Annotated in this window: 18 protein-coding genes; 12 read left to right on the forward strand and 6 right to left on the reverse strand. The window is 60.7% G+C overall.

All coding sequences use genetic code 11. From position 1 onward, the window contains the following. The first annotated feature begins 138 nt into the window (after window positions 1–138). The gene (gene dcp / locus REA38_RS09475) at window positions 139–2,340 is read left to right on the forward strand and encodes a peptidyl-dipeptidase Dcp (protein WP_308885773.1); all 2,202 of its coding nucleotides are present in this window, start codon (window positions 139–141) and stop codon (window positions 2,338–2,340) included. Between the two features lie 71 nt (window positions 2,341–2,411). On the opposite strand, the gene REA38_RS09480 is transcribed toward dcp, so the two are convergent. The 5 genes from REA38_RS09480 to REA38_RS09500 form a co-directional block, all read right to left on the reverse strand. After that, window positions 2,412–3,722, reverse strand: a complete 1,311-nt coding sequence (locus REA38_RS09480; protein WP_033655189.1) for an MFS transporter — start codon at window positions 3,720–3,722, stop codon at window positions 2,412–2,414. Window positions 3,723–3,864: 142 nt separating this feature from the next. After that, on the reverse strand, window positions 3,865–4,494 hold the full coding sequence (locus REA38_RS09485; protein WP_308885774.1) for an N-carbamoylsarcosine amidohydrolase: 630 nt from the start codon (window positions 4,492–4,494) through the stop codon (window positions 3,865–3,867). A 9-nt stretch (window positions 4,495–4,503) separates the two neighbouring features. Further along, on the reverse strand, window positions 4,504–5,256 hold the full coding sequence (locus tag REA38_RS09490) for a maleate cis-trans isomerase (RefSeq protein WP_015377793.1): 753 nt from the start codon (window positions 5,254–5,256) through the stop codon (window positions 4,504–4,506). A gap of 15 nt (window positions 5,257–5,271) precedes the next feature. Continuing rightward, window positions 5,272–6,066 carry an alpha/beta fold hydrolase gene (locus REA38_RS09495; protein ID WP_033634449.1) on the reverse strand — a complete coding sequence of 265 codons (795 nt, stop codon included), beginning with the start codon at window positions 6,064–6,066 and terminating at the stop codon, window positions 5,272–5,274. Then, window positions 6,063–7,214, reverse strand: coding sequence for an FAD-dependent monooxygenase (locus REA38_RS09500; protein WP_033648243.1), 1,152 nt, complete (start codon window positions 7,212–7,214; stop codon window positions 6,063–6,065). The genes REA38_RS09495 and REA38_RS09500 overlap by 4 nt, the downstream gene beginning before the upstream one ends. 327 nt (window positions 7,215–7,541) lie before the next feature. Between REA38_RS09500 and REA38_RS09505 the strand changes: the two genes are divergently transcribed. The 5 genes from REA38_RS09505 to REA38_RS09525 all read left to right on the forward strand — a co-directional run bounded on the left by REA38_RS09505 (window position 7,542) and on the right by REA38_RS09525 (window position 14,293). Beyond that, window positions 7,542–8,600: a 2,5-dihydroxypyridine 5,6-dioxygenase gene (locus tag REA38_RS09505; RefSeq protein WP_015377796.1), complete on the forward strand. Its 1,059-nt coding sequence runs from the start codon at window positions 7,542–7,544 to the stop codon at window positions 8,598–8,600. Window positions 8,601–8,666: 66 nt separating this feature from the next. Beyond that, entirely contained in the window at window positions 8,667–9,140 is a 474-nt protein-coding gene (locus REA38_RS09510) for a MarR family winged helix-turn-helix transcriptional regulator (RefSeq protein WP_033634451.1), read from the forward strand. Window positions 9,141–9,225: 85 nt separating this feature from the next. After that, window positions 9,226–9,768 (forward strand): (2Fe-2S)-binding protein, encoded by a 543-nt coding sequence (locus REA38_RS09515; protein ID WP_033655193.1) that lies wholly within the window; start codon window positions 9,226–9,228, stop codon window positions 9,766–9,768. Further along, complete coding sequence (locus tag REA38_RS09520; RefSeq protein ID WP_308885775.1) at window positions 9,761–13,333, forward strand: molybdopterin cofactor-binding domain-containing protein; 3,573 nt, start codon at window positions 9,761–9,763, stop codon at window positions 13,331–13,333. Before REA38_RS09515 ends, REA38_RS09520 begins: the two co-directional genes overlap by 8 nt. A 99-nt stretch (window positions 13,334–13,432) precedes the next feature. Continuing rightward, window positions 13,433–14,293, forward strand: a complete 861-nt coding sequence (locus tag REA38_RS09525; RefSeq protein ID WP_033655284.1) for an alpha/beta hydrolase — start codon at window positions 13,433–13,435, stop codon at window positions 14,291–14,293. On the opposite strand, the gene REA38_RS09530 is transcribed toward REA38_RS09525, so the two are convergent. Beyond that, window positions 14,277–15,182 (reverse strand): LysR substrate-binding domain-containing protein, encoded by a 906-nt coding sequence (locus tag REA38_RS09530; RefSeq protein ID WP_039566275.1) that lies wholly within the window; start codon window positions 15,180–15,182, stop codon window positions 14,277–14,279. The genes REA38_RS09525 and REA38_RS09530 overlap by 17 nt on opposite strands. 107 nt (window positions 15,183–15,289) lie before the next feature. Between REA38_RS09530 and REA38_RS09535 the strand changes: the two genes are divergently transcribed. The 6 genes from REA38_RS09535 to REA38_RS09560 all read left to right on the forward strand — a co-directional run bounded on the left by REA38_RS09535 (window position 15,290) and on the right by REA38_RS09560 (window position 21,660). Continuing rightward, window positions 15,290–16,036 carry a sulfite exporter TauE/SafE family protein gene (locus tag REA38_RS09535; RefSeq protein WP_060420933.1) on the forward strand — a complete coding sequence of 249 codons (747 nt, stop codon included), beginning with the start codon at window positions 15,290–15,292 and terminating at the stop codon, window positions 16,034–16,036. 207 nt (window positions 16,037–16,243) lie between these two features. Then, complete coding sequence (locus tag REA38_RS09540) at window positions 16,244–16,528, forward strand: hypothetical protein (RefSeq protein ID WP_154067230.1); 285 nt, start codon at window positions 16,244–16,246, stop codon at window positions 16,526–16,528. 56 nt (window positions 16,529–16,584) lie between these two features. After that, window positions 16,585–16,851: a hypothetical protein gene (locus tag REA38_RS09545; RefSeq protein ID WP_033638479.1), complete on the forward strand. Its 267-nt coding sequence runs from the start codon at window positions 16,585–16,587 to the stop codon at window positions 16,849–16,851. A gap of 60 nt (window positions 16,852–16,911) precedes the next feature. After that, on the forward strand, window positions 16,912–18,189 hold the full coding sequence (locus REA38_RS09550; protein WP_308885777.1) for a TcdA/TcdB catalytic glycosyltransferase domain-containing protein: 1,278 nt from the start codon (window positions 16,912–16,914) through the stop codon (window positions 18,187–18,189). Between the two features lie 104 nt (window positions 18,190–18,293). Further along, the gene (locus tag REA38_RS09555; RefSeq protein WP_308885778.1) at window positions 18,294–19,568 is read left to right on the forward strand and encodes an HlyD family secretion protein; all 1,275 of its coding nucleotides are present in this window, start codon (window positions 18,294–18,296) and stop codon (window positions 19,566–19,568) included. Continuing rightward, the gene (locus tag REA38_RS09560; RefSeq protein ID WP_308885779.1) at window positions 19,561–21,660 is read left to right on the forward strand and encodes a peptidase domain-containing ABC transporter; all 2,100 of its coding nucleotides are present in this window, start codon (window positions 19,561–19,563) and stop codon (window positions 21,658–21,660) included. The genes REA38_RS09555 and REA38_RS09560 overlap by 8 nt, the downstream gene beginning before the upstream one ends. The last annotated feature ends 33 nt before the right edge of the window (window positions 21,661–21,693 follow it).

Here is a 21,693-nt window from a genome sequence, read left to right on the forward strand (position 1 = left end):
GGGAGCGAATCATCGTGGGATGAGTATTCTAATCACTTGTTTTTGCTCAAACTGCCAACTGCACCTAAGCTAGGAGGTGACTCAGAGGGAGCGATTCCCCGAGACCTTATTCCGTGAACATGGAGGAGTTTCGATTTGATGCGTTTATCCACATTGGTGCTGGCGATCGGCATGGCGCTGGGCTCGCAGGCACAGGCAGCAGAAACCCAACCTCACGCCGACCATAGCGCACTGCCCAGCGGCCAGGCGAAGGAGGCTAACGTGACCGGTGAAGCCAATCAGCACAACAAGCAAAAGACTCAAAATCCGTTCTTCTATCAAAGCCGTCTGCCGTTCCAGGCGCCGCCGTTCAACCTGATCAAGGAGAGCGACTACGCGCCGGCGATCGCAGCGGGCATCAAGCAAAAGCGGGAAGAGGTGGAGAAGATCGCCAACAACCCGGCCAAGCCTAATTTCAAGAATACCTTCGTGGCGCTGGAGCAGGCCGGTTCGCTGCTGACACGGGTGATGAACGTGTTCGGCGCCATGACCTCGGCCAACACCAGCGACGCGCTGCAAAAGCTGGATGAAGAAACCTCGCCGAAGCTGGCGGCGCTGAACGACGACATTATGCTCAACGGCAAGCTGTTCGCGCGCATCAAGGCCATCTATCAGGATCGCGATGCGCTGAAGCTGGATCCGGAGTCGCGCCGGCTGGTGGAAGTGACCTACAAGAACTTCGAACTGGCGGGCGCCAACCTGTCGGACGCCGACAAGGCCAAGCTGAAGGCGCTGAACCAGGAAGCGGCGACGCTGAGCACCCAGTTCACCAACAAGCTGCTGGCGGCGAGCAAAAACGGTGCGCTGGCGATAACCGACCCGGCGAAGCTGGACGGCCTGTCGGAAGGCGAGCTGGCTGCGGCGGCCCAGGCGGCCGCCGAACGCAAGCTGGAGAAACAGTGGCTGCTGGTGCTGCAAAACACCACGCAACAGCCGTTGCTGCAGAGCCTGAAAGATCGCGACACCCGCCAGGCGCTGTTCGACGCCTCCTGGACGCGTGCGGAGAAGGGCGACGGCAACGATACCCGCCAGACCATTTCCCGTCTGGCCAAGGTGCGCGCCGAGCAGGCCAGGCTGCTGGGCTACCCGAACTACGCCGCCTGGAAATTGCAAAACCAGATGGCCAAGACGCCGGATGCCGCGCTGAGCTTTATGCGCAACATCGTGCCGGCGGCCACCGCGCGCGCCGAGCGTGAAGCCAAAGACATTCAGGCGGTGATCGATCAGCAGAAAGGCGACTTCAAGGTGCAGGCCTGGGACTGGCAGTTCTATGCCGAACAGGTGCGCAAGGCCAAGTACGATCTGGACGAGTCGCAGATCAAGCCTTACTTCGAGCTGAACAACGTGCTGAACAACGGTGTGTTCTACGCCGCCAACCTGCTGTACGGCATCAGTTTCAAGGAGCGCAAGGACATTCCGGTCTATCAGCCGGACGTCAAGGTGTACGAAGTGTTCGACAAGGACGGCAAGTCGCTGGCGCTGTTCTACACCGACTACTTCAAGCGCGACAACAAGGGCGGCGGCGCCTGGATGAGCAACTTCGTCGATCAGTCGAAGCTCAACGGCACCAAGCCGGTGATTTACAACGTCGCCAACTTCACCAAACCGGCGCCGGGCCAGCCGGCGCTGCTGTCGTATGACGACGTAATCACCATGTTCCACGAGTTCGGCCATGCGCTGCACGGCATGTTTGCCGATCAGGAATACCCGAGCCTGTCGGGCACCAACACCGCGCGCGACTTCGTCGAGTTCCCGTCGCAGTTCAACGAGCACTGGGTCAGCGATCCGAAAGTGTTCAGCCACTTCGCCAAGCACTACCAGACCGGCGAGGCGATGCCGCAGGAACTGGTCGACAAGATCAAGAAGGCCGACAAGTTCAACAAGGGCTACAGCATGACCGAGCTGCTGTCCGCCGCGCTGCTGGACATGCACTGGCACATGCTGACCGCCGATCAGCCGCAGCAGGACGTGGACAAGTTCGAGGCCGAGTCGCTGCAAAAAGACAAGGTCGATCTCAGCTACGTGCCGCCGCGCTACCGCTCCAGCTACTTCCAGCACATCTGGGGTAATGGCTATGCCGCGGGCTACTATGCCTATCTGTGGACGGAAATGCTGGCGGACGACGCCTTCCAGTGGTTTACCGAACACGGCGGCCTGACCGCCGAAAACGGCCAGCGCTTCCGCGACATGATCCTGTCGCGCGGCAACAGCCAGGATCTGGAGAAGCTGTACATCGACTGGCGCGGCAAAGAGCCGAGCATCGAACCGATGCTGATCAACCGCGGGCTGAAGGACGAGTAAGTTCGGCCACTCCCGGTAAGCAAACAAAAGGGCGCGTTATGCGCCCTTGGTCTTTTTGGCTTGGTCGACATTCAGCGGTTCACCACCTTGGCCGGCAGGGCCACCACCAGCAGCGAGCTGAGCAGCAGGCAGCCGGCGAAGGCCCAGAGCGCGCCGCCGCTCTTGCCGGTCAGATCCAACGCCAGCCCCATCAGCGAATTGCTCACCAGCCCGGCGATGTTGGCCAGCGAACAGGCCAGCGCGAAGCCGGTCGCCGCCGCCGTGCCGCGCAGGAAGGTGGCCGGCAGGCTGAAGAACACCGGCACCGCACCGATGATCGCCGCCTGGGCGATGGAGAACAGCAGCACCGTGGCCAGCGCGTTGTGGGTAAAGAAGGTGCTGCCGGCCATCGCCAGCGCGCCGACGATAAACGGCACGATGATATGCCAGCGCCGTTCGCGCAGCCGGTCGGAACTGCTGCCGATCAGCAGCATGCCGAGCAGGGCGGCGACGCTGGGGATCGCCGTCAGGTAACCGATGGTGGTGATGTCGGTGACGCCGGCGGTTTTGATGAAGGTCGGCATCCAAAAGCCCATGGCGTAGGCGCTGAGCAGAATGGCGAAGTCGATGCCGCCGAGCATCCAGACTTTCAGGTTGAAGAAGCCGTCGCGGAAGCTGTGCTTGCCGTGATCGGCCTCGGCGTCGTCGCGCGCCAGATCGTCGGCGATGCGCTGTTTCTCCTCGGGCGTCAGCCACTTGGCCTGCTGGTAGGTGTTAGGCAACAGCCAAAAGGTCAGCACGCCCAACAGCACGCTGGGAATGCCCTCCAGCAAAAACAGCCATTGCCAGCCGTGCAGCCCGTGAAGCATGTCGAAATGGCCCATGATCCAGCCGGACAGCGGCCCGCCGATCACGCTGGACAGCGGCAGGCCGATCATGAACAGCGCGATGATGCGGCCGCGGCGATAGGTCGGGAACCACAGCGTCAGGTAAAAGAGCACGCCGGGCAAAAAACCGGCCTCCGCCACGCCGAGCAGAAAGCGAATGACGTAGAACTGGGTCGGCGTGGTGACGAACATGGTGGCGGTGGACAACAGCCCCCAGGTGATCATGATGCGGGCGATCCACATCTTGGCGCCGACGCGCTGCAGGATCAGGTTGCTCGGTACCTCGAACAGAATATAGCCGACGAAGAACAGCCCGGCGCCGAGGCCGAAGGCCGCTTCGCTCAGCTGCAGCGCGTCGGCCATCTGCAGCTTGGCCAGCCCGACGTTGATGCGATCGAGGTAGGCCGCCAGGTAACACAGGCAAAGAAACGGGATCAGTTTCCAGGTGATTTTGCGGTACAGCAGCAGCGATTCTGCGTCCGCTTTCCCCGCCAGCGGGGTGTCGACAATGGCCATGATGTTGTCTCCAGGTGGTGCGTGTTGGCCTCCGCAGGAGGCGCCTGTTGTGTTTGCGTTGCAGGGGCGCCGCCCTGTTTCGGGCGGTCGCGTGAGGCGCTGTTTGCGCCTTCGTTATTGTCGTTGCAGGTGAATCCTTGACTCATAACCGGTTCAGGTAGTCGAGCGCCTCCCGTTTGTGCACCACGTCGCCGTATTTGCTGTCGATATCGAACAGGTTGGCTTCGTGCGGGCCGGGGTGACGATCGCCGACGCACTCGCGCACCACCATGGCGCGAAAGCCGTGCTGCACCGCGTCCACCGCGCTGGCGCGGATGCAGCCGCTGGTGGAGCAGCCGATCATCAGCAGCGTGTCGATCCCTTGCGCCACCAGCAGCGGCGCCAGCGCGGTGCCGAAGAAGGCGCTGGCGTATTGCTTGCTCAGCACCACCTCATCGGCCAGCGGCGCCACCGGCGGACAAAACGCCGCCAGCGGGTTGCCCGCCACCATGTCCTTCATCACCGGCGCTTTCTTCACCCACAGGCCGCCATCGGCAAAATGGCCTGCATGATAGCGGATGTGGGTGTGGATGACAGGAATTCCCGTGCGGCGCGCGCAGGCCAGCAGCTCGCGGCTCTCCTCGACCGCGCTCACCACGCCCGGCGCGAACAGCGGCGCGCCTTCGGTGGTGTAGGCCTGCATAAAGTCGATCGCCAGCAGCGCCGAGCGCCGGCCGAAGCCGATGCGCTGGCCCCAGACGCCGCGGTAGTTGTCGCTGAGGGTGTCGTTCATCCTGCCTCCTCAATAGGCGCCGGACAGCAGGGCGCCGGCGCCGGGAACGATCGGTTCCAGCTCCAGCGCGGTCAGCATCGCGTAAGTGGTGGCGATGGCGGCGGTGATCACCGGCTTGCCGGTTTGGGCCTCCACCGTCGGAACCGCCGGCAGCGAAGGCATCTGCACGCAGGCGGACAGCACGATAGCATCGACCTCGCGTAAATCCATCTCGGCGACGATCCCCGGCAGCCTGGCCGGATCGTGCCGGCCGACTTCGAGGTTGTCCGGGATCTCCAGCGCGCGCCACACCTTGACCTCAATGCCTTCGTGCTGGATGTAGTCCACCACCAGCTGGGTCAGCGGTTTCATGTAGGGCGCCACCAGCGCGATGCGTTTGGCGCCGATCACCTTCAGGCCGTTGACCAGCGCGCCGGCGCTGCTGATAACCGGCGCGGCGGCCTGATTGTCTTTCGTCACCTGCGCCAGCCGGGCCTGCGATTCGCGGTGGTAGCCCAGCCCCATCGCCATGATGGCCACCAGGCAGGCGTAGCCGAGCACGTCGACCCGCGCGTCGGACAGCTCCAGCGCGCAGCGATCGGACTCGGCGTCCATCGCCGCCAGCTCTTCTTTATTGACGTGTTTCATGCGCATGCGGCTGGAGTGAAAGGTGAAGCGCTCCGGGCGTATCAGCTGGCGCGCGCCCAGCATCGCCGGGATCTCGGTTTCCATCGTGGTGTTGGAGCTGGGCACGATCTGGCCGATGCGGTAGTGGTTGCTCATGTCGGTGTTCCTCAGTTAATCCAGAAAATCGCCCAGGGCGCGGAAGAAGCCGTCGAAGTCGTCCCACGGGATCATGTGCCCGGCGTTCTCGACCTCGACGATGGCGATCTCCGGCTGCAGCGCGCGGATCTCCGCCCGGTCTTCGGGCTGAATGACGCCGCCTTTGCCTGCGGCCATCAGCAGCGTCGGCATGGTCAGCAGCGGGTAGTCGCGGTGGCTGTCCACCTGATGAAAATCGTCGTAGGCGCGTTGGATCGCCGGCTCGTAGCAGGTGTGCAGCCACTCGGCGCGCAGCCGGCGCTGCTCTTCGCTCCAGGTCGGGCAGAAGGCGCGCATCTGCTCGGCGCTCATGCCCGGCAGCGACTGCCGGATCGAGTCGGCGTACCACGGCCATTGACCGGGATAGGCGCGGCGGCCGGGGCCGGAAACCGGCGGATCGACCAGCACCAGCCGCCGCACGCCGGCGGGCTGCAAAACGGCGGCGCGCAGGGCGAAGCGGGCGCCCATCGAATGGCCGAGCAGGGCGTAACTGGCCAGGCTCAGCGCGGCGGCGAAGGCATTGACGTCCTGCGCGCAGGTCTCCGCGTCATAAGCCAGTTCCGGGCCGCTGGACGACAAACCGCGGCCGCGCACGTCGAGCACGTAGACGTCGTATTTTTCCCCCAGCCGCTCGGCGACGAAACCCCAGGTGATCGCCGGGCTGGTGATGCCGGGGATCAGGATCAGCGCCGGGCCGTGGCCGCCGTAGCGCAGGTAGTGTTGGCGAATGCCGTTGGCGTGAACGTGGGCGCCGTAGAGGAAAGTGCTCATGCGGCGTTCTCCGATTTCAGCGCTTGCGCGTACAGGTCATAGCCGTAGACCCAGGCCGGATCTTCCTGGGTGCGCAGGAAGGTGTTGGCGTTGGACACCGCCTGCACCCGTGAAGCGCGCTCCTTGCGGTTGGCTTCATACATCTGGAAGGCGGTGCGGTAGTCGCCAAGGCCGGTTTCCTGCAGGCAGCGGGTCAGCATGGCGGCGTCTTCGATCGCCATCGCCGCGCCCTGCGCCATATGCGGCTTCATCGGGTGGCAGGCATCGCCGAGCAGCACCAGGCGGCCCTCGCTCCACAGCGGCAGCGGTTTGCGGTTCAGCAATGGCCATTTGGTGACCTGCTCGCTGGATTCGATCAGCGCCTGCACGATCGGGTGGTAGCCGGCGAAGGTCTCGAACATCTCTTCGCGGCTGCTGTCGATGAAGCTGCCCTGGAAATCCCAGGCCGGGTGCGGCACGCCGCTGACGTAGTAATACTCGTCGCGCCGTTGGGTGGTGTAGTAGACCATCAGATGGCGGTCCGCCGACCACCACTTCACGCAGTCTTCGAACGTCAGGTTGTATTTCGCCAGCTTCTCGCCGCGGATCAGCGCGCGGTGGGCCACCCAGCCGCTGTAGGTCGGCGCTTCGGCGCCCAGCAGATGTTCGCGGATGCGCGAGTTGATGCCGTCGGCGCCGATCACGATGTCGGCATGGGCCGAGGTGCCGTCGACGAAGTTCAGCACCACCTCGTCACCGCGATCTTCAATCTTGCTCAGGCATTTGCCGAAGTGCAGGGTGCCGGGCTGCAGCGCGGAGAGCTGCAACGCCTGCAAATCGCCGCGGTGCACCGTCACATAGGCGGCGCCGTACTCCCGGCGGGCGAAGCCGCCCAGTTCGATGCGCGACAGGTAGTCGCCGCTCTCGGCATCGCGGCTGAACCAGAAATCGGGATGAGACGCCATCTGCTCCAGCCGCTGCTCAATGCCGAGCCGGCGGAAAATCTTCAGGACGTTCGGCCCCATGTGAATGCCGGCGCCGAGGCGCGAGAACGCCGGGCTCTGTTCATACAGATCGACGGTAAAGCCGGCTTTTTGCAGCAGCCCGGCGGCGGCGGCGCCCCCCAGCCCGGCGCCGACGACGGCGATGCGTGGTTGTTTGCTCATCATGTTTCCCCTGTCTGTTGGCTTTTTTCAGCGTAGGTCCAACGCATGGCTGGACGATCGATTTATAGTGTATGCACTAGATAACGCAAAGTTGCAAAAGTGTTAAATCAGATCTTGCTCACGCTAATTGACAGCGCTTTACTGTTAAACTCATGTTAATCACAGGATTGGAAAGGGATGAAATAGGACTTTCTTATGGTGGATATTCGCAGCTTGCTTTCCTTTGATTTTTTTATTTAGATAAAAATGAGCGTGTTCGCTTTAAATTGTTTGAAAAATCACCGCCGCCTTGCGGGCGTCGGACACCCTTGACGAGACAGGAGACAGGCCATGGCGGTCAATGAAACCCAGTTGGTACAGCTGTTCGAGCAGGTGCTTACGCTGTCGAAGGTCGATGCTTCGCAGAGCGTGGCGATTTTGAAAAGCCATTATTCCGATGCGCGCACGGTGCGCGCCGCGACCGACGCGGCGCTGCGGCTGGGCGCCAGGGTGTATGCCGTCGAGCTGCCAGCGTTCAACCATCCGCGGGCGATGGGCAACGACATGACCGCCTATTGCGGCGATACCGCGCTGACCGGCAACCTGGCGGCGCAGCGTGCGCTGGAGGCCGCCGACCTGATCGTCGATACCATGATGCTGCTGCATTCGCCGGAGCAGGAGCAGATCCTGAAAACCGGCACCCGCATCCTGCTGGCGGTGGAGCCGCCGGAGGTGCTGGCGCGCATGTTGCCTAACGCGGAGGACAAGGCGCGGGTGCTGGCCGCCGCCGCCGTGCTGGAGCAGGCGAAGCTGATGCAGGTGACCTCCGCCGCCGGCAGCGATTTCCGCGCGCCGCTCGGGCAATACCCGACGGTGACCGAGTACGGCTATGCCGATGAACCGGGGCGCTGGGATCACTGGCCGAGCGGTTTCCTGTTCACCTGGCCGAATGAGGAGCAGGCGGAAGGGGTGTTGGTGCTGGAGGTCGGCGATATCTTGCTGCCGTTTAAAAGCTACGCGCGCGAACGCATTACGCTGGAGATCGAACAAGGCTTCGTCACCCGCATTCACGGCGGCTTCGAGGCGGAATACCTGCGCGAATACATGAAATACTTCGACGATCCGGAGGTGTACGGCATCTCGCATATCGGCTGGGGCCTGCAGCCGCGCGCCCAGTGGACGGCGATGGGCCTGCACGACAAGAACGACGGCATGTGCATGGACGCGCGCGCGTTCTACGGCAACTTCCTGTTCTCCACCGGGCCGAATACCGAAGTGGGCGGCACGCGCAAAACGCCTTGCCATATGGACATCGCGCTGCGCCGCTGCGACATCCGCCTCGACGGGCAAACGGTGGTGGCGGACGGGGAAGTGGTGGCGCCGGAGGCCTCGCGCGTGCGTCGGGCTTAATCGTTGCTGCCAACGGCGGGGGTTTGTACTATTCTCGTGAATTCCATAGATGGTGAGAGTAACGCAATGACGCCCCCCGAATACCCGTCAGCCGTGAGCGGCCAACCCGAAAATTATCATTTTACCGAGCAAGTCGGGCACCTGCTGCGCAAGGTTTATCAGCGCCACCTGGCGATTTTTCAGCAAAACGTCGGCGATTCGCAGCTGACGGCGGTGCAGTTCATCACCCTGTGCGCGGTGCGCGATATGGGGCCGAGCTCGCTGACCGAGCTGGTGCAGGTGACGGCGGTGGATCAGGCCACCATACGCGGTATCGTCGAGCGGCTAAAGGCGCGCGATCTGATCACGGTGACGCCGGATCCGGTGGATCGGCGCAAGGTGGTGGTCGGCCTGACCGACGCCGGCGCCGTGCTGCTGACGGAAACGGTGCCGCAGGCGGCGAAAATCACAGAGCTGACGTTCGGCACGCTCAACCCGGCCGAACGGATAGCGCTGATATTCCTGCTGAATAAAATGCTGGAAGATCCGCCCACCGGCTGATTCGCCCGCGCAACGTCGGTTGCCTGGTGGTCGGTGGCGAGAGGCCAGCCCATAAGACCATCAAGTGCAGGCGGAGACGCGAACAATGGCGATATCTGAAGTGCAGTCGCCCAGGGAAGGCGCGAAAACCACGCTGACGGAGCATCCGATGATGCTGTCGGTGAACGGCGAACAGCTTCATGCGCAGGTGATGGCGGATACGCCGCTCTTGCTGGTACTGCGCAACGATCTGGCGCTCAACGGCCCGAAATACGGCTGCGGCCTGGGCGAATGCGGCGCCTGTACCGTGTTGATCGACGGCGTGGCGGCGCGCTCCTGCGTGATCCCGGCGCTCGGCGTGTCCGGCCGGGCGATCGTGACTCTGGAAGGCCTTGGCGATCGCCAGCGCCTGCATCCGGTGCAGCGCGCCTTTATCGAAGAGCAGGCGGCGCAATGCGGCTACTGCCTCAACGGCATGATCATGACCACCAAAGCCCTGTTGGATCGCAATCCCGCTCCGAGCGAGGCGGAGATCCGTCAGGCGCTGTCCGGCAACCTGTGCCGCTGCGGCACCCATCTCGAGATCCTGCGTGCGGTTCAGCGCGCCATCATTCTCTGCCGCGATGAGGGCGCCCACGCTTATGACTGATTCCCGTCCCTCATCGCCGAGCCAGGCCGAATTGCTGCAGCGCGACGGCGTGCTGCTGATCGTCGACAGCGTGCAACCGCCTTCGGGGCCGGTGCCCAAAGGGCAAACGCCGGTGCTGAAGCCCAGGGAGCAGGGGCTGTTTATCGCCCTGTGCGACAGCGGCGAAATCTATGCCTTTAACGGCCATGTCGATCTCGGCACCGGCGTGCGCACCGCGCTCGGCCAGATCGTCGCCGAAGAGCTGTATCTGCGCATGGATCAGGTGCGCATGGTGTTGGGCGATACCGAGCGCGCGCCGAATCAGGGCGCCACCATCGCCAGCGCCACGCTGCAGATCTCCGCCGTGCCGCTGCGCAACGCCGCCGCCGAAGCGCGCCGTTGGCTGTTGCGCCAGGCGGCGCAGCGCTTCGATGCGCCGGTGGAACAGCTGACGCTGGAGGAGGGCGTGATCCGCAGCCCGCAGGGGCAGGCGCTGAGCTACGCCGAGCTGGTGGACGGCGGTCATGTCGAGCTGTCGATTTCCGGCGACGCGCCGCTCAAACCGCAGGCGGAATATCGCCTGGTGGGCACCAGCGCCGCGCGCGTCGATATTCCGGCCAAGGCGACCGGCGAAACCACCTACGTACACGATATGCGCCTGCCGAATATGCTGCACGGCCGGGTGGTGCGGCCGCCCTATGCCGGGTACGACAGCGGCGAATTTGTCGGCACCAGCCTGCTGGCGGTTGACGAAACCTCGATCGCGCATATTCCCGGCATCGTCAAACTGGTGGTGATCGGCGATTTCATCGGCATTGTCGCCGAGCGCGAAGAGCAGGCGATCAAGGCGGCGCAGGCGCTGCAGGTCAGTTGGAAAGACTGGCGGCGCAATTTGCCGCAGATGACCGACGTGGCGCAGGCGCTGCGCGACAACCCGCACTCGACCCGGGTGGTGCACGATACCGGCGATGTGGACGCGGCGCTGGCGACGGCTGACAGGCGTTTCACCCGCAGCTACCTGTGGCCGTATCAGCTGCATGCTTCGATTGGCCCTTCCTGCGCGCTGGCGGACTACCGGCCGGAGCGCCTGCAGGTCTGGTCGGGCAGCCAGAACCCGCACCTGCTGCGCGCCGATCTGGCCTGGCTGCTGGAATACCCGGAAGCGCAGATCGAGATCGTTCGCATGGAGGCGGCCGGTTGCTATGGCCGCAATTGCGCCGATGACGTCTGCGCCGACGCGGCGCTGCTGTCGCGTGCGGTGGGCAGGCCGGTGCGGGTGCAGCTGACCCGCGAGCAAGAGCATGTGTGGGAACCGAAGGGCACCGCGCAGCTGATGGAGGTGGACGGCGGGCTGGACGCCGCCGGGCATCCGGTCGCCTACGATTTTCGCACCTATTATCCTTCCAACGGCGCGCCGACGCTGGCGCTGCTGCTGACCGGCCGGGTTGAACCGCTGCCGGTGGCCTATGAAATGGGCGACCGCACCTCGGTACCGCCTTACGAATATCCGGCGCTGCGCGTCAGCATCGAGGACATGGCGCCGATCGTGCGCGCCTCCTGGATGCGCGGCGTTTCCGCCTTGCCGAACACCTTCGCCCACGAATCTTATATCGATGAGCTGGCCCACGCCGCCGGCGTCGATCCGCTGGAATATCGGCTGCGCTATATCGATGATGAACGCGCCAGTGAGCTGATGCGCAGCACCGCAGAACGCGCCGGCTGGACGCCGCATACCGAACCGATGCAGACCCCGGCGGAAGACGGCGTGCTGCGCGGGCGTGGCTTTGCCTACGCCCGTTACATCCACAGCAAGTTTCCCGGCTTTGGCGCGGCCTGGGCCGCCTGGGTGGCCGACGTGGCGATCGACAAAGCCAGCGGCGAAGTGGCGGTGACGCGCATCGTGGTCGGCCACGACGCGGGCATGATGGTCAACCCGGACGGCGTGCGCCACCAAATTCACGGCAACGTATTGCAATCGACCAGCCGGGTATTGAAAGAGCGCGTGACCTTTGAGGAATCGACGGTCTCCGCCAAAGAATGGGGGGCTTACCCGATCCTGACCTTCCCGGAGGTGCCGGAAGTGGACGTGGTGATGATGCCGCGGCCTTACGATCCGCCGCTGGGCGCCGGGGAATCGGCGTCGGTGCCCAGCGCGGCGGCCATCGCCAACGCGGTATTCGACGCCACCGGCATTCGTTTTCGCGAGCTGCCGATCACCTCGGACAAACTGCGCGAGGCGCTGAACGGGCCGGACGCCGAGCGGCAGACCGCCCCGCCCAAGAAAAAGAAGCGCGGCAAATGGTGGTTCGGCGGTGCGGCGGGGCTGTTCGGCGCGGTGCTGGGCATCGCCGGCAGCGCCTTGCCGTGGCGGGCGGAGATCGCGCCGGTGGCGACGCCCGGCGCCGGCACCTGGTCGGCGGCCACGCTGGAGCGCGGCCGCCAGTTGGCCGCCGCCGGAGACTGCGCGGTTTGCCATACCGCGTCGGAAGGGGCGACCAACGCCGGCGGGCTGGCGATGGCGACGCCGTTCGGCACGCTCTACAGCACCAACATTACCCCGGACGTGGTAACCGGCATCGGCAACTGGTCGTTTACCGCGTTCGATCGGGCGATGCGCCAGGGCATCGCCCGCGACGGCCGCCATCTGTATCCGGCATTTCCTTACACCGCCTTCAGCAAAATGACCGACGGCGACATGCAGGCGCTGTACGCTTATCTGATGTCGCAACCGGCGGTGCGCCAGAGCAATCCGGCCAATCAGATGCGCTTCCCGTTTAACCTGCGGCCGCTGATGGCCGGATGGAACGCGCTGTTCCTGCGCCAGGGGGAATATCAACCCGATCCGCAACAAAGCGCGCAGTGGAACCGCGGCGCCTATCTGGTCAACGGGCTCGGCCACTGCGCCGCCTGCCATTCGCCGCGCAATCTGCTGGGGGCGGAAAAGGGCGGCGCGGCTTTCCTGGCGGGGGGAATGGTGGACGGGTGGGAAGCGCCGGCGCTGAATCAATTGGCCAATGCGGACAAGCCCTGGACCGAGGAACAGCTGTTTCAGTACTTCCGCAGCGGGCATTCCGCCGAGCACGGCGTGGCGGCCGGGCCGATGGGGCCGGTGGTCAGCGAACTGGCGACGTTGCCGCAGAGCGATCTGCGGGCGATGGCCAACTATGTGATGTCGCTGAGCACCAAGGCGACGCTGAATGTGGAACCGCAGGCGCAGTTGGCGGCCCGCGCCTTGCCGGCGGCAGGGCAACTGGCCGGCGAGCGGTTATTTCAGGGCGCTTGCCAGGCCTGCCACAGCGCCGCCGCCGGCGGGCCGCAGCTGTTCGGCGTCAGTCCCGATCTGGCCAATAACACCAATATCTTCAGCGATCGCCCCGATAACCTGATCAAGGTGATCCTGCAAGGGATCCCCAAACCGGCTACCGCCGAATTGGGCTTTATGCCGGGCTTTAAGGACAGCTTTTCCGATCGGCAGGTGACGGCGCTGGTGAATTATCTGCGTCAACGCTATGCCGGCGACAAACCGGCCTGGCGCGACGTGGAGGCGCAGGTGGCGCGGCTGCGCGCGGAGCCGGGGAATCATTAACATTGTAAATTGTTACATTGGGTTATTGACTGGCGGCGCTCATTTGGTGATTAATGTTAGCCTGATTTTTACCTTACCTATAAAAAACAGGAAGTTAACATGGCATTAACCACGCATAAAATGGAAAGCGGCCTGGCCGTAACAGTTCGTTTACCTGAGAATCAGGCCAAGGTTCCGGCGATTATTCTGTGTCACGGCTTCTGCGGCATTCAGGAGCTGTTGCTGCCGGCCTTTGCCGAGGCCTTCGTCAACGCCGGTTTTGCGGCGGTGACGTTTGACTATCGCGGCTTCGGCGCCAGCGAGGGTGAACGCGGGCGGCTGGTGCCGGCGCTGCAGATTGAGGACATTCTGGCGGTTAGCCGTTGGGTGCAAACGCAGCCGCAGATCGACAGTGAGCGCATCGGCCTGTGGGGCACATCGTTTGGCGGTTGCCACGTGTTCGGCGCTGCCGCGGCCGATCCGGCCATCAAGTGCATCGTTAGCCAGCTGGCCTTCGCCGACGGGGAAACCATCGTGACGGGGAAAATGGCCGCCGACGAAAAACAGGCGTTCATCGCCACGCTGGACAAAATGGCGGAGAAGAAACAGGCCACCGGCAAAGAGATGTTTGTCGCCGTCACCCGGGTGTTGAGCGATGACGAGTCGAAAGCGTTCTTCGAGGAGAACAAGGCGCGCTACCCGGCGATGGACATCAAGATCCCGTTCCTGACCGTGCGCGAAACGCTGCGCTATCAGCCGCGCGACAATGCGGCGCGCGTCACATGCCCGGTGCTGGTGGTGGTGGCGGGCAACGATACCGTCAACCCGCCGGAGCAGGGCATCGCGCTGTATGAGGCGGTAGGCAGCGCGAAAAAGGCGCTGCACGTCGAGCAGAATGCGAAGCACTACGACATGTACGCCGGCCCGCATTTCGCCGGCATCATCGGCCGTCAGATCGCCTGGTTCAACGAGCACCTGTAATACCGTCCTCCTCCTGGCGCAGAAATGCCACCAGCCGCTGCGCCGGCAATGGCAGCTGCGCCCGTTCGCGCACCACGATCGACAGACGGCGGATCGCCCAGTCGTCCGTCAGCGGCAGGGCGTTGCGCAGGATCTCGGGCAGCCGCCGGGCGCTCTCTTCCGGCACCACCGCCAGCCCGGCGCCGCGCAGCACCATGCGGCAGATGGCGTCGAAATTGGCGGCGCGCGCCCGCAGCCGCATCGGGCCGCCGCTGCGTATCGCCAACTGCTCCAAATGCTGTTGCAGCGCGCTCTGTTCCGGCAGGCCGATAAAGTCGAAAGGCAGGGCGTCCGCAAAGCTGAGCTGGCGGCGGCCGCTGAGCGCATGCCCCGGCGGCAGCGCCAGCACCAGACGATCCTGCCGGAAGGGGTAGCTTGCCAGCCCGCGCAGATCGGCATGATCCGCCACGATGCCGATATCCGCCGCCCGTTCGGCGATCGCCTGCGCGATGGCCGGGCTGGGCAGCTCCTCCAGCGCGATGTCGGTGTACGGGTGCAGCACCAGAAAATCCGCCAGCAGTTCCGGCAGAAAAGCGTCGGCGGCGACGGTATTGGCGACGATGCGCAGCTGGCTGCGCTGGCCCGGCGCGAACTCGGCCATGTCGCCGCGCAGCCGGTCGCGCTGCTGCAGCAGCACGCGCGCGTGTTGCAACAGGCGTTCACCGGCGGGCGTCGCCTGGACGCCGCGCGGATTGCGCGTCAGCAGCGCCACGCCGGCCTGTTGCTCCAGCCCGCGCATGCGTGCGCTGGCGGCGGCCAGCGACAGCCCGACGCGCTCGGCGCCGGCGGTGATGCTGCCGGTCTCGAGCACCGCTGCCAACAGCCGCAGATCGATAAAGTCAAAATGCATGCGTTCTTCCTCTGTCTTTGCCGCAGGCAGGCTCTGCCATTGCCGCATTGTGCCGCGGCGCGGCGCCGGCCACAATCGGGCCGTTGATTCGCCATAAGGATAGACGCATGTCGCTGACGTTACTCGAAATTGTCGCCCTGACGGGCATTTTTACGCTGGCCGGCACGGTCAAAGGGGCGATCGGTTTGGGATTACCGACGGTGTCGATGGGGCTGCTCAGCCTGATGATGCCGCCGGGGCAGGCCGCCGCGCTGCTGCTGTTGCCCTCATTGATCACCAACCTGTGGCAACTGCTGTGCGGGCCGCGGTTGGGGGCGCTGTGCCGTCGGCTCTGGCCGATGATGCTGTGCGTCACGCTGGGCACCTTGCTGAGCGCCGGCACGCTCACCGCCATCGACGGCCGCCTGGCGCCGCTGGCGCTGGGTATTTGCCTGACCGGCTATGCGCTGTTGGGTTTTACCCGTTTCGACTGGCGCGTTTCCGCTGCGGCGGAGCCTTGGCTGGGGCCGCTGTGCGGCCTGTTGACCGGCGTGCTGACCGGCGCCACCGGCGTGTTCGTCATACCGGCGGTGCCCTATCTGAACGCATTGGGCCTGGCGCGTGACGATCTGGTGCAGGCACTGGGGCTGTCGTTCACCGTCTCGACGCTGGCGCTGGCCGCCGGATTAGCCTGGCATCAGGCGCTGCCCGGCGCGCTGCTCGGCGTTTCGCTGTTGGCGCTGCTGCCGGCGTTGGCCGGCATGTGGCTGGGCGGGATCGCGCGTCGTCACAGCAGCCCGCTGATTTTTCGTCGCCTTTTCTTTATTGGCTTATTAATCTTGGGCGTTGAGATTATTTGGCGTTCAATTAATTGAATCGATAGCATCTACGTGTAATCAGGTTCGGTATATTATTCTGGGTTTTATTCTAATATGATGGTTTTCGATATTTAAAATACACTTTGCTTATTGGTTTGTTTATGAAATACAGAGTAGTTATGGATTGTTATTAGTGTATTTTACTTTTGCAACTACAACCCGTTTTAAACGGGGTAACCCCAGTGAATCCATAGGAGAATATTGATGAAGGAAATTTTAAGCAGCCAACTCGATGCGGTGTCGGGTGGATGGCAGGATCGAGATGGGAGTGGAAAAAGATCGTCTGATAACGGAGGCTCCGGTTCTTCAAGTCGCGGCGGGAATAACGGCGGTGACCGCGGGCTTCAGTCATTCCTGTCAAAAAACAGCCCTTATGGCAGTGGTTCCGGTGCCGGTGGTTTCTGGGGGAATGGTGGTTCTGCAAGAAATGGGTACGGCGGCAATGGCACTGGACCGAGAGAAGCCAGAGAATTCGGAACCAAACGCTAATTAACCGATGCAATCCCAGCACAGAAGTAAAATTCTGTGCTTTTATGGGGTATATGATGAATAGATATGTTGTTTTTATAAAGAGTGATGAATCAAAAGTGCTAAGAAAGGACGTGGTTACACGCGAAATTATTAAGGATATGAAGCGGAAAGGCTTCAGAAAGCATCATGTCGAAGTAGAGGCTGATAACGAAAGCGATGCCATTAACAAATTAAATAAGAACAGCAATGACTATTTGGATTCATTGAAAAATTTTTCCGGTGATTTATTGCTCTGTTCTATTTGTGTTATTGTGATGGCGATCGTCTATTTTTTTAGCTAAGCCATAATCCAGCATTGAATCATTCAAGTTTTCCATACTATAGTTTTCGTGGTGATTTAAATGAGCCATCAGGCATTAGGTATTGATTTATCAAAGATAGAAAGGTTATCCGTTCCAAATATCCTGCATTTTGTATGGATTGGTGACTTAAATGAAGTAAGTACGCATTATATCGACATATGGAAAAAAACAAACAAAGATAAGCAGATATTCTTTTGGTATGACCAAGACTCTTCACTGTGCCATTTGCTAAACAATGCCATACGCGATTTTGTCAGCGTCAAAAAAATTAAAAATAAAGACAAGGCTGAATTAAAAATAAAAAATCATGCCTTCAAATATATATATCCAAAAATAAAGGCAGGTTTTTCTTTTGATGAGCTCGTTATTGAATTCTTAACCAAGCATAAAATCCCTTATCAGAGACCGCCAAAAGCGATTGAAGACGCATGGTTTGGCAACAGAGGCTTTATAAAAAAGTCTATAACGGAGCTTTTTTGCAATGATTTCGATGATTTTATGAGGTATTATTACTATGAGATTATACTAAGGCATAACATTGCCAGTGCAAGTGACATTGTCAGGATTTTAATTATCTATCAGTATGGCGGCACTTATATAGATGTTGATACGCTCCCATATATTGACAATATATATCATAAATTAAACAAATATATAAGAAAAAAGGGCATTGCCGAGAGTGACTCCTTTCTATTGTTTAAAACCGTATGTTTTTTAAAAAAGACAAATTCAGAAGGGGTGCTGCCTGAAGCCGTGATCGGCTGCGATGAAAATGAGTTAGGGCTAGATGCTGTTGGATTTGAAGAAATAAAAAGGCTTATCGAACTGGATCTCACTGATTTTTCTCTGGATATGATATTGCCATTGGGTGAGACATACGTTCATAAAAATTTATTGGCGCTAGGATCACTCAGAAGATTTAAAGGTGTTTATTTTAATAACTTCATATCCTCTCACCAAAAATCCAAGGCGGTAAGGATCATTCTTAGAGTAATGAAAAAAAGATACCGCTTTTTAGAAAGAAATAATTGCATATTTGACTGTTATATTGATGATGGGTCAAGGTGTTATCTAACCAGGATCTTACCATGGAGGAGCGAGTTAACAACAAGGAATTATTGCGTTACCTCGGTCTTAACGGGGCCGGGTTTAATTGTCGAGGTTTTATTGGGGTTGGCTTATAAGGCCTTTAATATTGGGTGTCTGATAGAGCCCTCCAGCATTGCGGAATATATGCAAAATCCTGATTTTGGAATTGCATTGTTTCAACACACCATAGATACCCCTGATGGCGCCTATTCCACGTGGCGCAAATAAAAAGGGATGGTTTGTAATGCAGATTCACTGACGTTCCGCTTGTTTTATTACCAATGCAATAGCCTGTGAATTTGAATATTAGCTTTCAATAAGGGACGCTGATCATGTTTCGCCAGGAAGCGATCGATAATCAGAAAATGAAATGGCGTGGTCGGGCCATCCTGCTACCCGGTATTCCCTTTTGGCTCACGGCAGGGCTCTGCCTGTTTTTTCTCATTGCTTTTCTCACCTTCGCAATCGCCGGCACCTATACCCGGCGGGTCAACGTGACCGGCGAAATCAGCACCTATCCCCGGGCCGCCAACGTCTATTCCGCCGTCCAGGGGGTGGTGGTCAAACAATTCGTCACCGAAGGGCAGGTGATCGCCGCCGGCGCGCCCATTTACCAGATTGACGTCAGCAAAAGCACCCGCAGCGGTGTAGTCAGCGATAACCAGCAGCGGGATATCGACGGCCAGCTGGCGCGCATTGCGCAAATCATCAGCCGGCTGGAAAGCAGCAAGCAGACCACGCTTACCATGCTGGAAAAACAAAAGGCGCAGTATACCGCCGCGTTCACCCGTTCAACCGACATCCTCAAACGCGCCCAGGAAGGGATACGCATCATGAAGGAAAATATGGAGAATTACCGGCACTATCAAACCAAGGGATTGATCACTAAGGATCAGCTCACCAACCAGGTGGCGCTGTATTACCAGCAGCAGAACAACCTGCTGGGCCTGTCCGGCCAGAACGAACAGAATGCGCTGCAGATCACCGCGCTGGAAAGCCAGATCCATATCCAGGCCGCCAACTTCGACAACCAGATTTACCAGATGGAGCTGCAGCGCCACGAGCTGCAGAAGGAGCGGCTCAACATTGATGCCGGCGGGGCGATCATCGTTCGCGCGCTGGCCGACGGCCGCATCGATTCGCTGAGCGTCACGGTTGGCCAGATGGTCAACGTCGGTGACAGTCTGCTGCAAGTGATCCCCCACAATATCGCTCACTACGCCCTGGTGCTATGGGTGCCCAACGACGCCATCCCCTACATCGCCGCCGGTGACAAAGTCAATGTGCGTTATGACGCCTTTCCGGCGGAGAAATTCGGCCAGTTTGCCGCTACGGTATCCGTCATCTCCAAAGCCCCGGCCTCACCGCAGGAAATGCTGACCTACCAGGGGGCGCCCAAAGCGGCGCTGACCGCCGCCGTGCCGTACTACAAGACGATCGTCATTCCGGAAAAACAGGTCATTGCCTATGACGGTAAACGTCTGAGCCTGGAAAACGGCATGAAAGCGCAAAGCACCCTGTTTTTGGAAAAAAGGCAGATTTATCAGTGGATGTTGTCACCGTTCTACGACATGAAACACAGCGCGACGGGGCCGATCAATGAGTAAGCCCACGTTCAAACAGCGGATCAGCCAGCTGGATCTGCGGCTGCGCCACCGGGTTCCGATGGTGCACCAGACAGAGTCGTCAGAATGCGGGCTGGCCTGCCTGGCGATGATCTGCGGTTACTATGGTAAAAACGTCGACCTGATCGCGCTGCGTCGGCAGTTCAGCCTGTCGACCCGCGGCGCCACGCTGACCGGGTTAACCGGTATAGCCGAACAGCTGGGCCTGGCCACTCGCCCTCTATCACTTGATATTGACGAGCTCAGCGCGCTGAAACTCCCCTGTATTTTGCACTGGGAGTTCAACCATTTCGTGGTGCTGGTCAGTATCAAGGGGCACCGCGCGGTGCTGCATGATCCGGCGCGCGGGCGCCGGGCCATCAGCCTGACGGAGCTGTCGCACAATTTTACCGGCGTGGCGCTTGAGGCCTGGCCCGGCAGCGCCTTCACCGCCGACAGCGTCCGCCACCGCATTCACCTGCGCACGCTGATTGGCAGCGTACACGGTCTTAAGGGGGCGCTCGGCAAAATCTTTTGCCTGTCTCTGGTGTTCGAAACCATCAACCTGGTGATGCCCATCGGCACGCAGCTGGTGATGGATCATGCTATTCCCGCCGGCGATCGCGGGTTACTGACGCTCATCTGCGTTGGTCTGATGCTGTTCATCCTGCTGCGGGCAGCTGTCGGCATGGTGCGCGCCTGGTCCGGGCTGGTCATGTCGACGCTCATCAACGTGCAGTGGCAATCCGGGTTGTTTACCCACCTGTTGCGCCTGCCGCTGGGCTACTTTGAACGACGCAAGCTGGGTGACATTCAGTCGCGCTTCGGCTCGCTGGATACGCTGCGCAGCACCTTCACCACGAGCATTGTCGGCGCCATCATGGACGGCATCATGGTGATCGGCGTGCTGGTGATGATGGTGCTGTATGGCGGCTGGTTGACCTGGGTGGTGATTGCGTTCACCGCGCTCTACGTGCTGATGCGGCTGCTGACCTACGGCTATTATCGCCAACTGTCCGAAGAAGCGCTGGTCAGGGAGGCCCGCGCCGGCTCGTATTTTATGGAGACGCTGTACGGTATCGCCACCGTCAAGATGCAGGGCATGGCGGAACGTCGCATTGCCCATTGGCTCAACCTTGAAATCGACACTATCAATACCGGTATCCGGGTCACCCGCATGGACATGCTGTTTGGCGGGATCAACACCTTCATTGCCGCCTGCGATCAGGTCGTTATTCTTTGGCTGGGAGCCAGCCTGGTGATCGATAACCAGATGACACTCGGCATGTTTGTGGCGTTCGGCGCCTTTCGCGGGCAGTTTTCCGACCGCATCGGGTCGCTGACGGAATTTCTGTTGCAGCTGCGTATGATGAGCCTGCATAACGAGCGCATCGCTGATATCGCCTTGCACCCACGAGAAAACCGTAAACCGGACCTTCCTTACGCGGCGGGCCTGCAACCTTTGGGATTGTCGACCCATGCCCTGAGCTATCGTTACGACAGCCAGTCACCGGCGGTCTTCGATGCCTTGGACATCAGTGTTGCGCCGGGCGAGAGCGTGGCCATCGTGGGCCCGTCGGGCGCCGGCAAGACCACGCTGATGAAGGTGCTGTGCGGGTTGTTTCCCCCGGACTCAGGGCGGGTTGAGGTGAACGGCGTTGATATCCGGCAGCTTGGCATCAACAACTACCACAAGATGATCGCCTGTGTGATGCAGGACGACAAACTGTTCTCCGGCTCGATCCGGGAAAATATCTGCGGGTTCGCGGACGAGGTGGACGACGCCTGGATGGAATCCTGTGCCCGTGCCAGCTATCTGCACGACGTGCTCATGCGTATGCCGATGGGATATGAAACCCCGATCGGCGAGCTGGGGGAAGGATTGTCCGGCGGGCAGAAGCAACGCCTGTTCATTGCCCGGGCGATTTACAAGAAGCCGGCGATTTTGTTCCTGGATGAGGCCACCAGTGCGCTGGATAAGGAGAGCGAAGCTGTGGTGAATCAGGCCATCAAGAGACTCAATATCACGAAGGTGATCATTGCCCACCGTGAAACGACCATTGCGTCGGCAGATCGGGTCATCCATTTTGGATAAGGGGGGATATCACCAGCGGCACCGGCCGTTAAC

The organism is Serratia sp. MF1(2023) (genome assembly GCF_030954545.1).
Taxonomy (GTDB): Bacteria; Pseudomonadota; Gammaproteobacteria; order Enterobacterales; family Enterobacteriaceae; genus Serratia; species Serratia sarumanii.

What these genes read in the sequence shown, in the direction of transcription:
- REA38_RS09530 (WP_039566275.1), bottom strand. Translation starts at nt 15,182, where the DNA reads ATGCATTTTGACTTTATCGATCTGCGGCTGTTGGCAGCGGTGCTCGAG.
- REA38_RS09495 (WP_033634449.1), bottom strand. Translation starts at nt 6,066, where the DNA reads ATGAGCACTTTCCTCTACGGCGCCCACGTTCACGCCAACGGCATTCGC.
- REA38_RS09510 (WP_033634451.1), top strand. Translation starts at nt 8,667, where the DNA reads ATGACGCCCCCCGAATACCCGTCAGCCGTGAGCGGCCAACCCGAAAAT.
- REA38_RS09550 (WP_308885777.1), top strand. Translation starts at nt 16,912, where the DNA reads ATGAGCCATCAGGCATTAGGTATTGATTTATCAAAGATAGAAAGGTTA.
- REA38_RS09540 (WP_154067230.1), top strand. Translation starts at nt 16,244, where the DNA reads ATGAAGGAAATTTTAAGCAGCCAACTCGATGCGGTGTCGGGTGGATGG.
- REA38_RS09525 (WP_033655284.1), top strand. Translation starts at nt 13,433, where the DNA reads ATGGCATTAACCACGCATAAAATGGAAAGCGGCCTGGCCGTAACAGTT.
- REA38_RS09520 (WP_308885775.1), top strand. Translation starts at nt 9,761, where the DNA reads ATGACTGATTCCCGTCCCTCATCGCCGAGCCAGGCCGAATTGCTGCAG.
- REA38_RS09480 (WP_033655189.1), bottom strand. Translation starts at nt 3,722, where the DNA reads ATGGCCATTGTCGACACCCCGCTGGCGGGGAAAGCGGACGCAGAATCG.
- REA38_RS09560 (WP_308885779.1), top strand. Translation starts at nt 19,561, where the DNA reads ATGAGTAAGCCCACGTTCAAACAGCGGATCAGCCAGCTGGATCTGCGG.
- REA38_RS09485 (WP_308885774.1), bottom strand. Translation starts at nt 4,494, where the DNA reads ATGAACGACACCCTCAGCGACAACTACCGCGGCGTCTGGGGCCAGCGC.
- REA38_RS09535 (WP_060420933.1), top strand. Translation starts at nt 15,290, where the DNA reads ATGTCGCTGACGTTACTCGAAATTGTCGCCCTGACGGGCATTTTTACG.
- REA38_RS09490 (WP_015377793.1), bottom strand. Translation starts at nt 5,256, where the DNA reads ATGAGCAACCACTACCGCATCGGCCAGATCGTGCCCAGCTCCAACACC.
- REA38_RS09505 (WP_015377796.1), top strand. Translation starts at nt 7,542, where the DNA reads ATGGCGGTCAATGAAACCCAGTTGGTACAGCTGTTCGAGCAGGTGCTT.
- REA38_RS09515 (WP_033655193.1), top strand. Translation starts at nt 9,226, where the DNA reads ATGGCGATATCTGAAGTGCAGTCGCCCAGGGAAGGCGCGAAAACCACG.
- dcp (WP_308885773.1), top strand. Translation starts at nt 139, where the DNA reads ATGCGTTTATCCACATTGGTGCTGGCGATCGGCATGGCGCTGGGCTCG.
- REA38_RS09555 (WP_308885778.1), top strand. Translation starts at nt 18,294, where the DNA reads ATGTTTCGCCAGGAAGCGATCGATAATCAGAAAATGAAATGGCGTGGT.
- REA38_RS09500 (WP_033648243.1), bottom strand. Translation starts at nt 7,214, where the DNA reads ATGATGAGCAAACAACCACGCATCGCCGTCGTCGGCGCCGGGCTGGGG.
- REA38_RS09545 (WP_033638479.1), top strand. Translation starts at nt 16,585, where the DNA reads ATGAATAGATATGTTGTTTTTATAAAGAGTGATGAATCAAAAGTGCTA.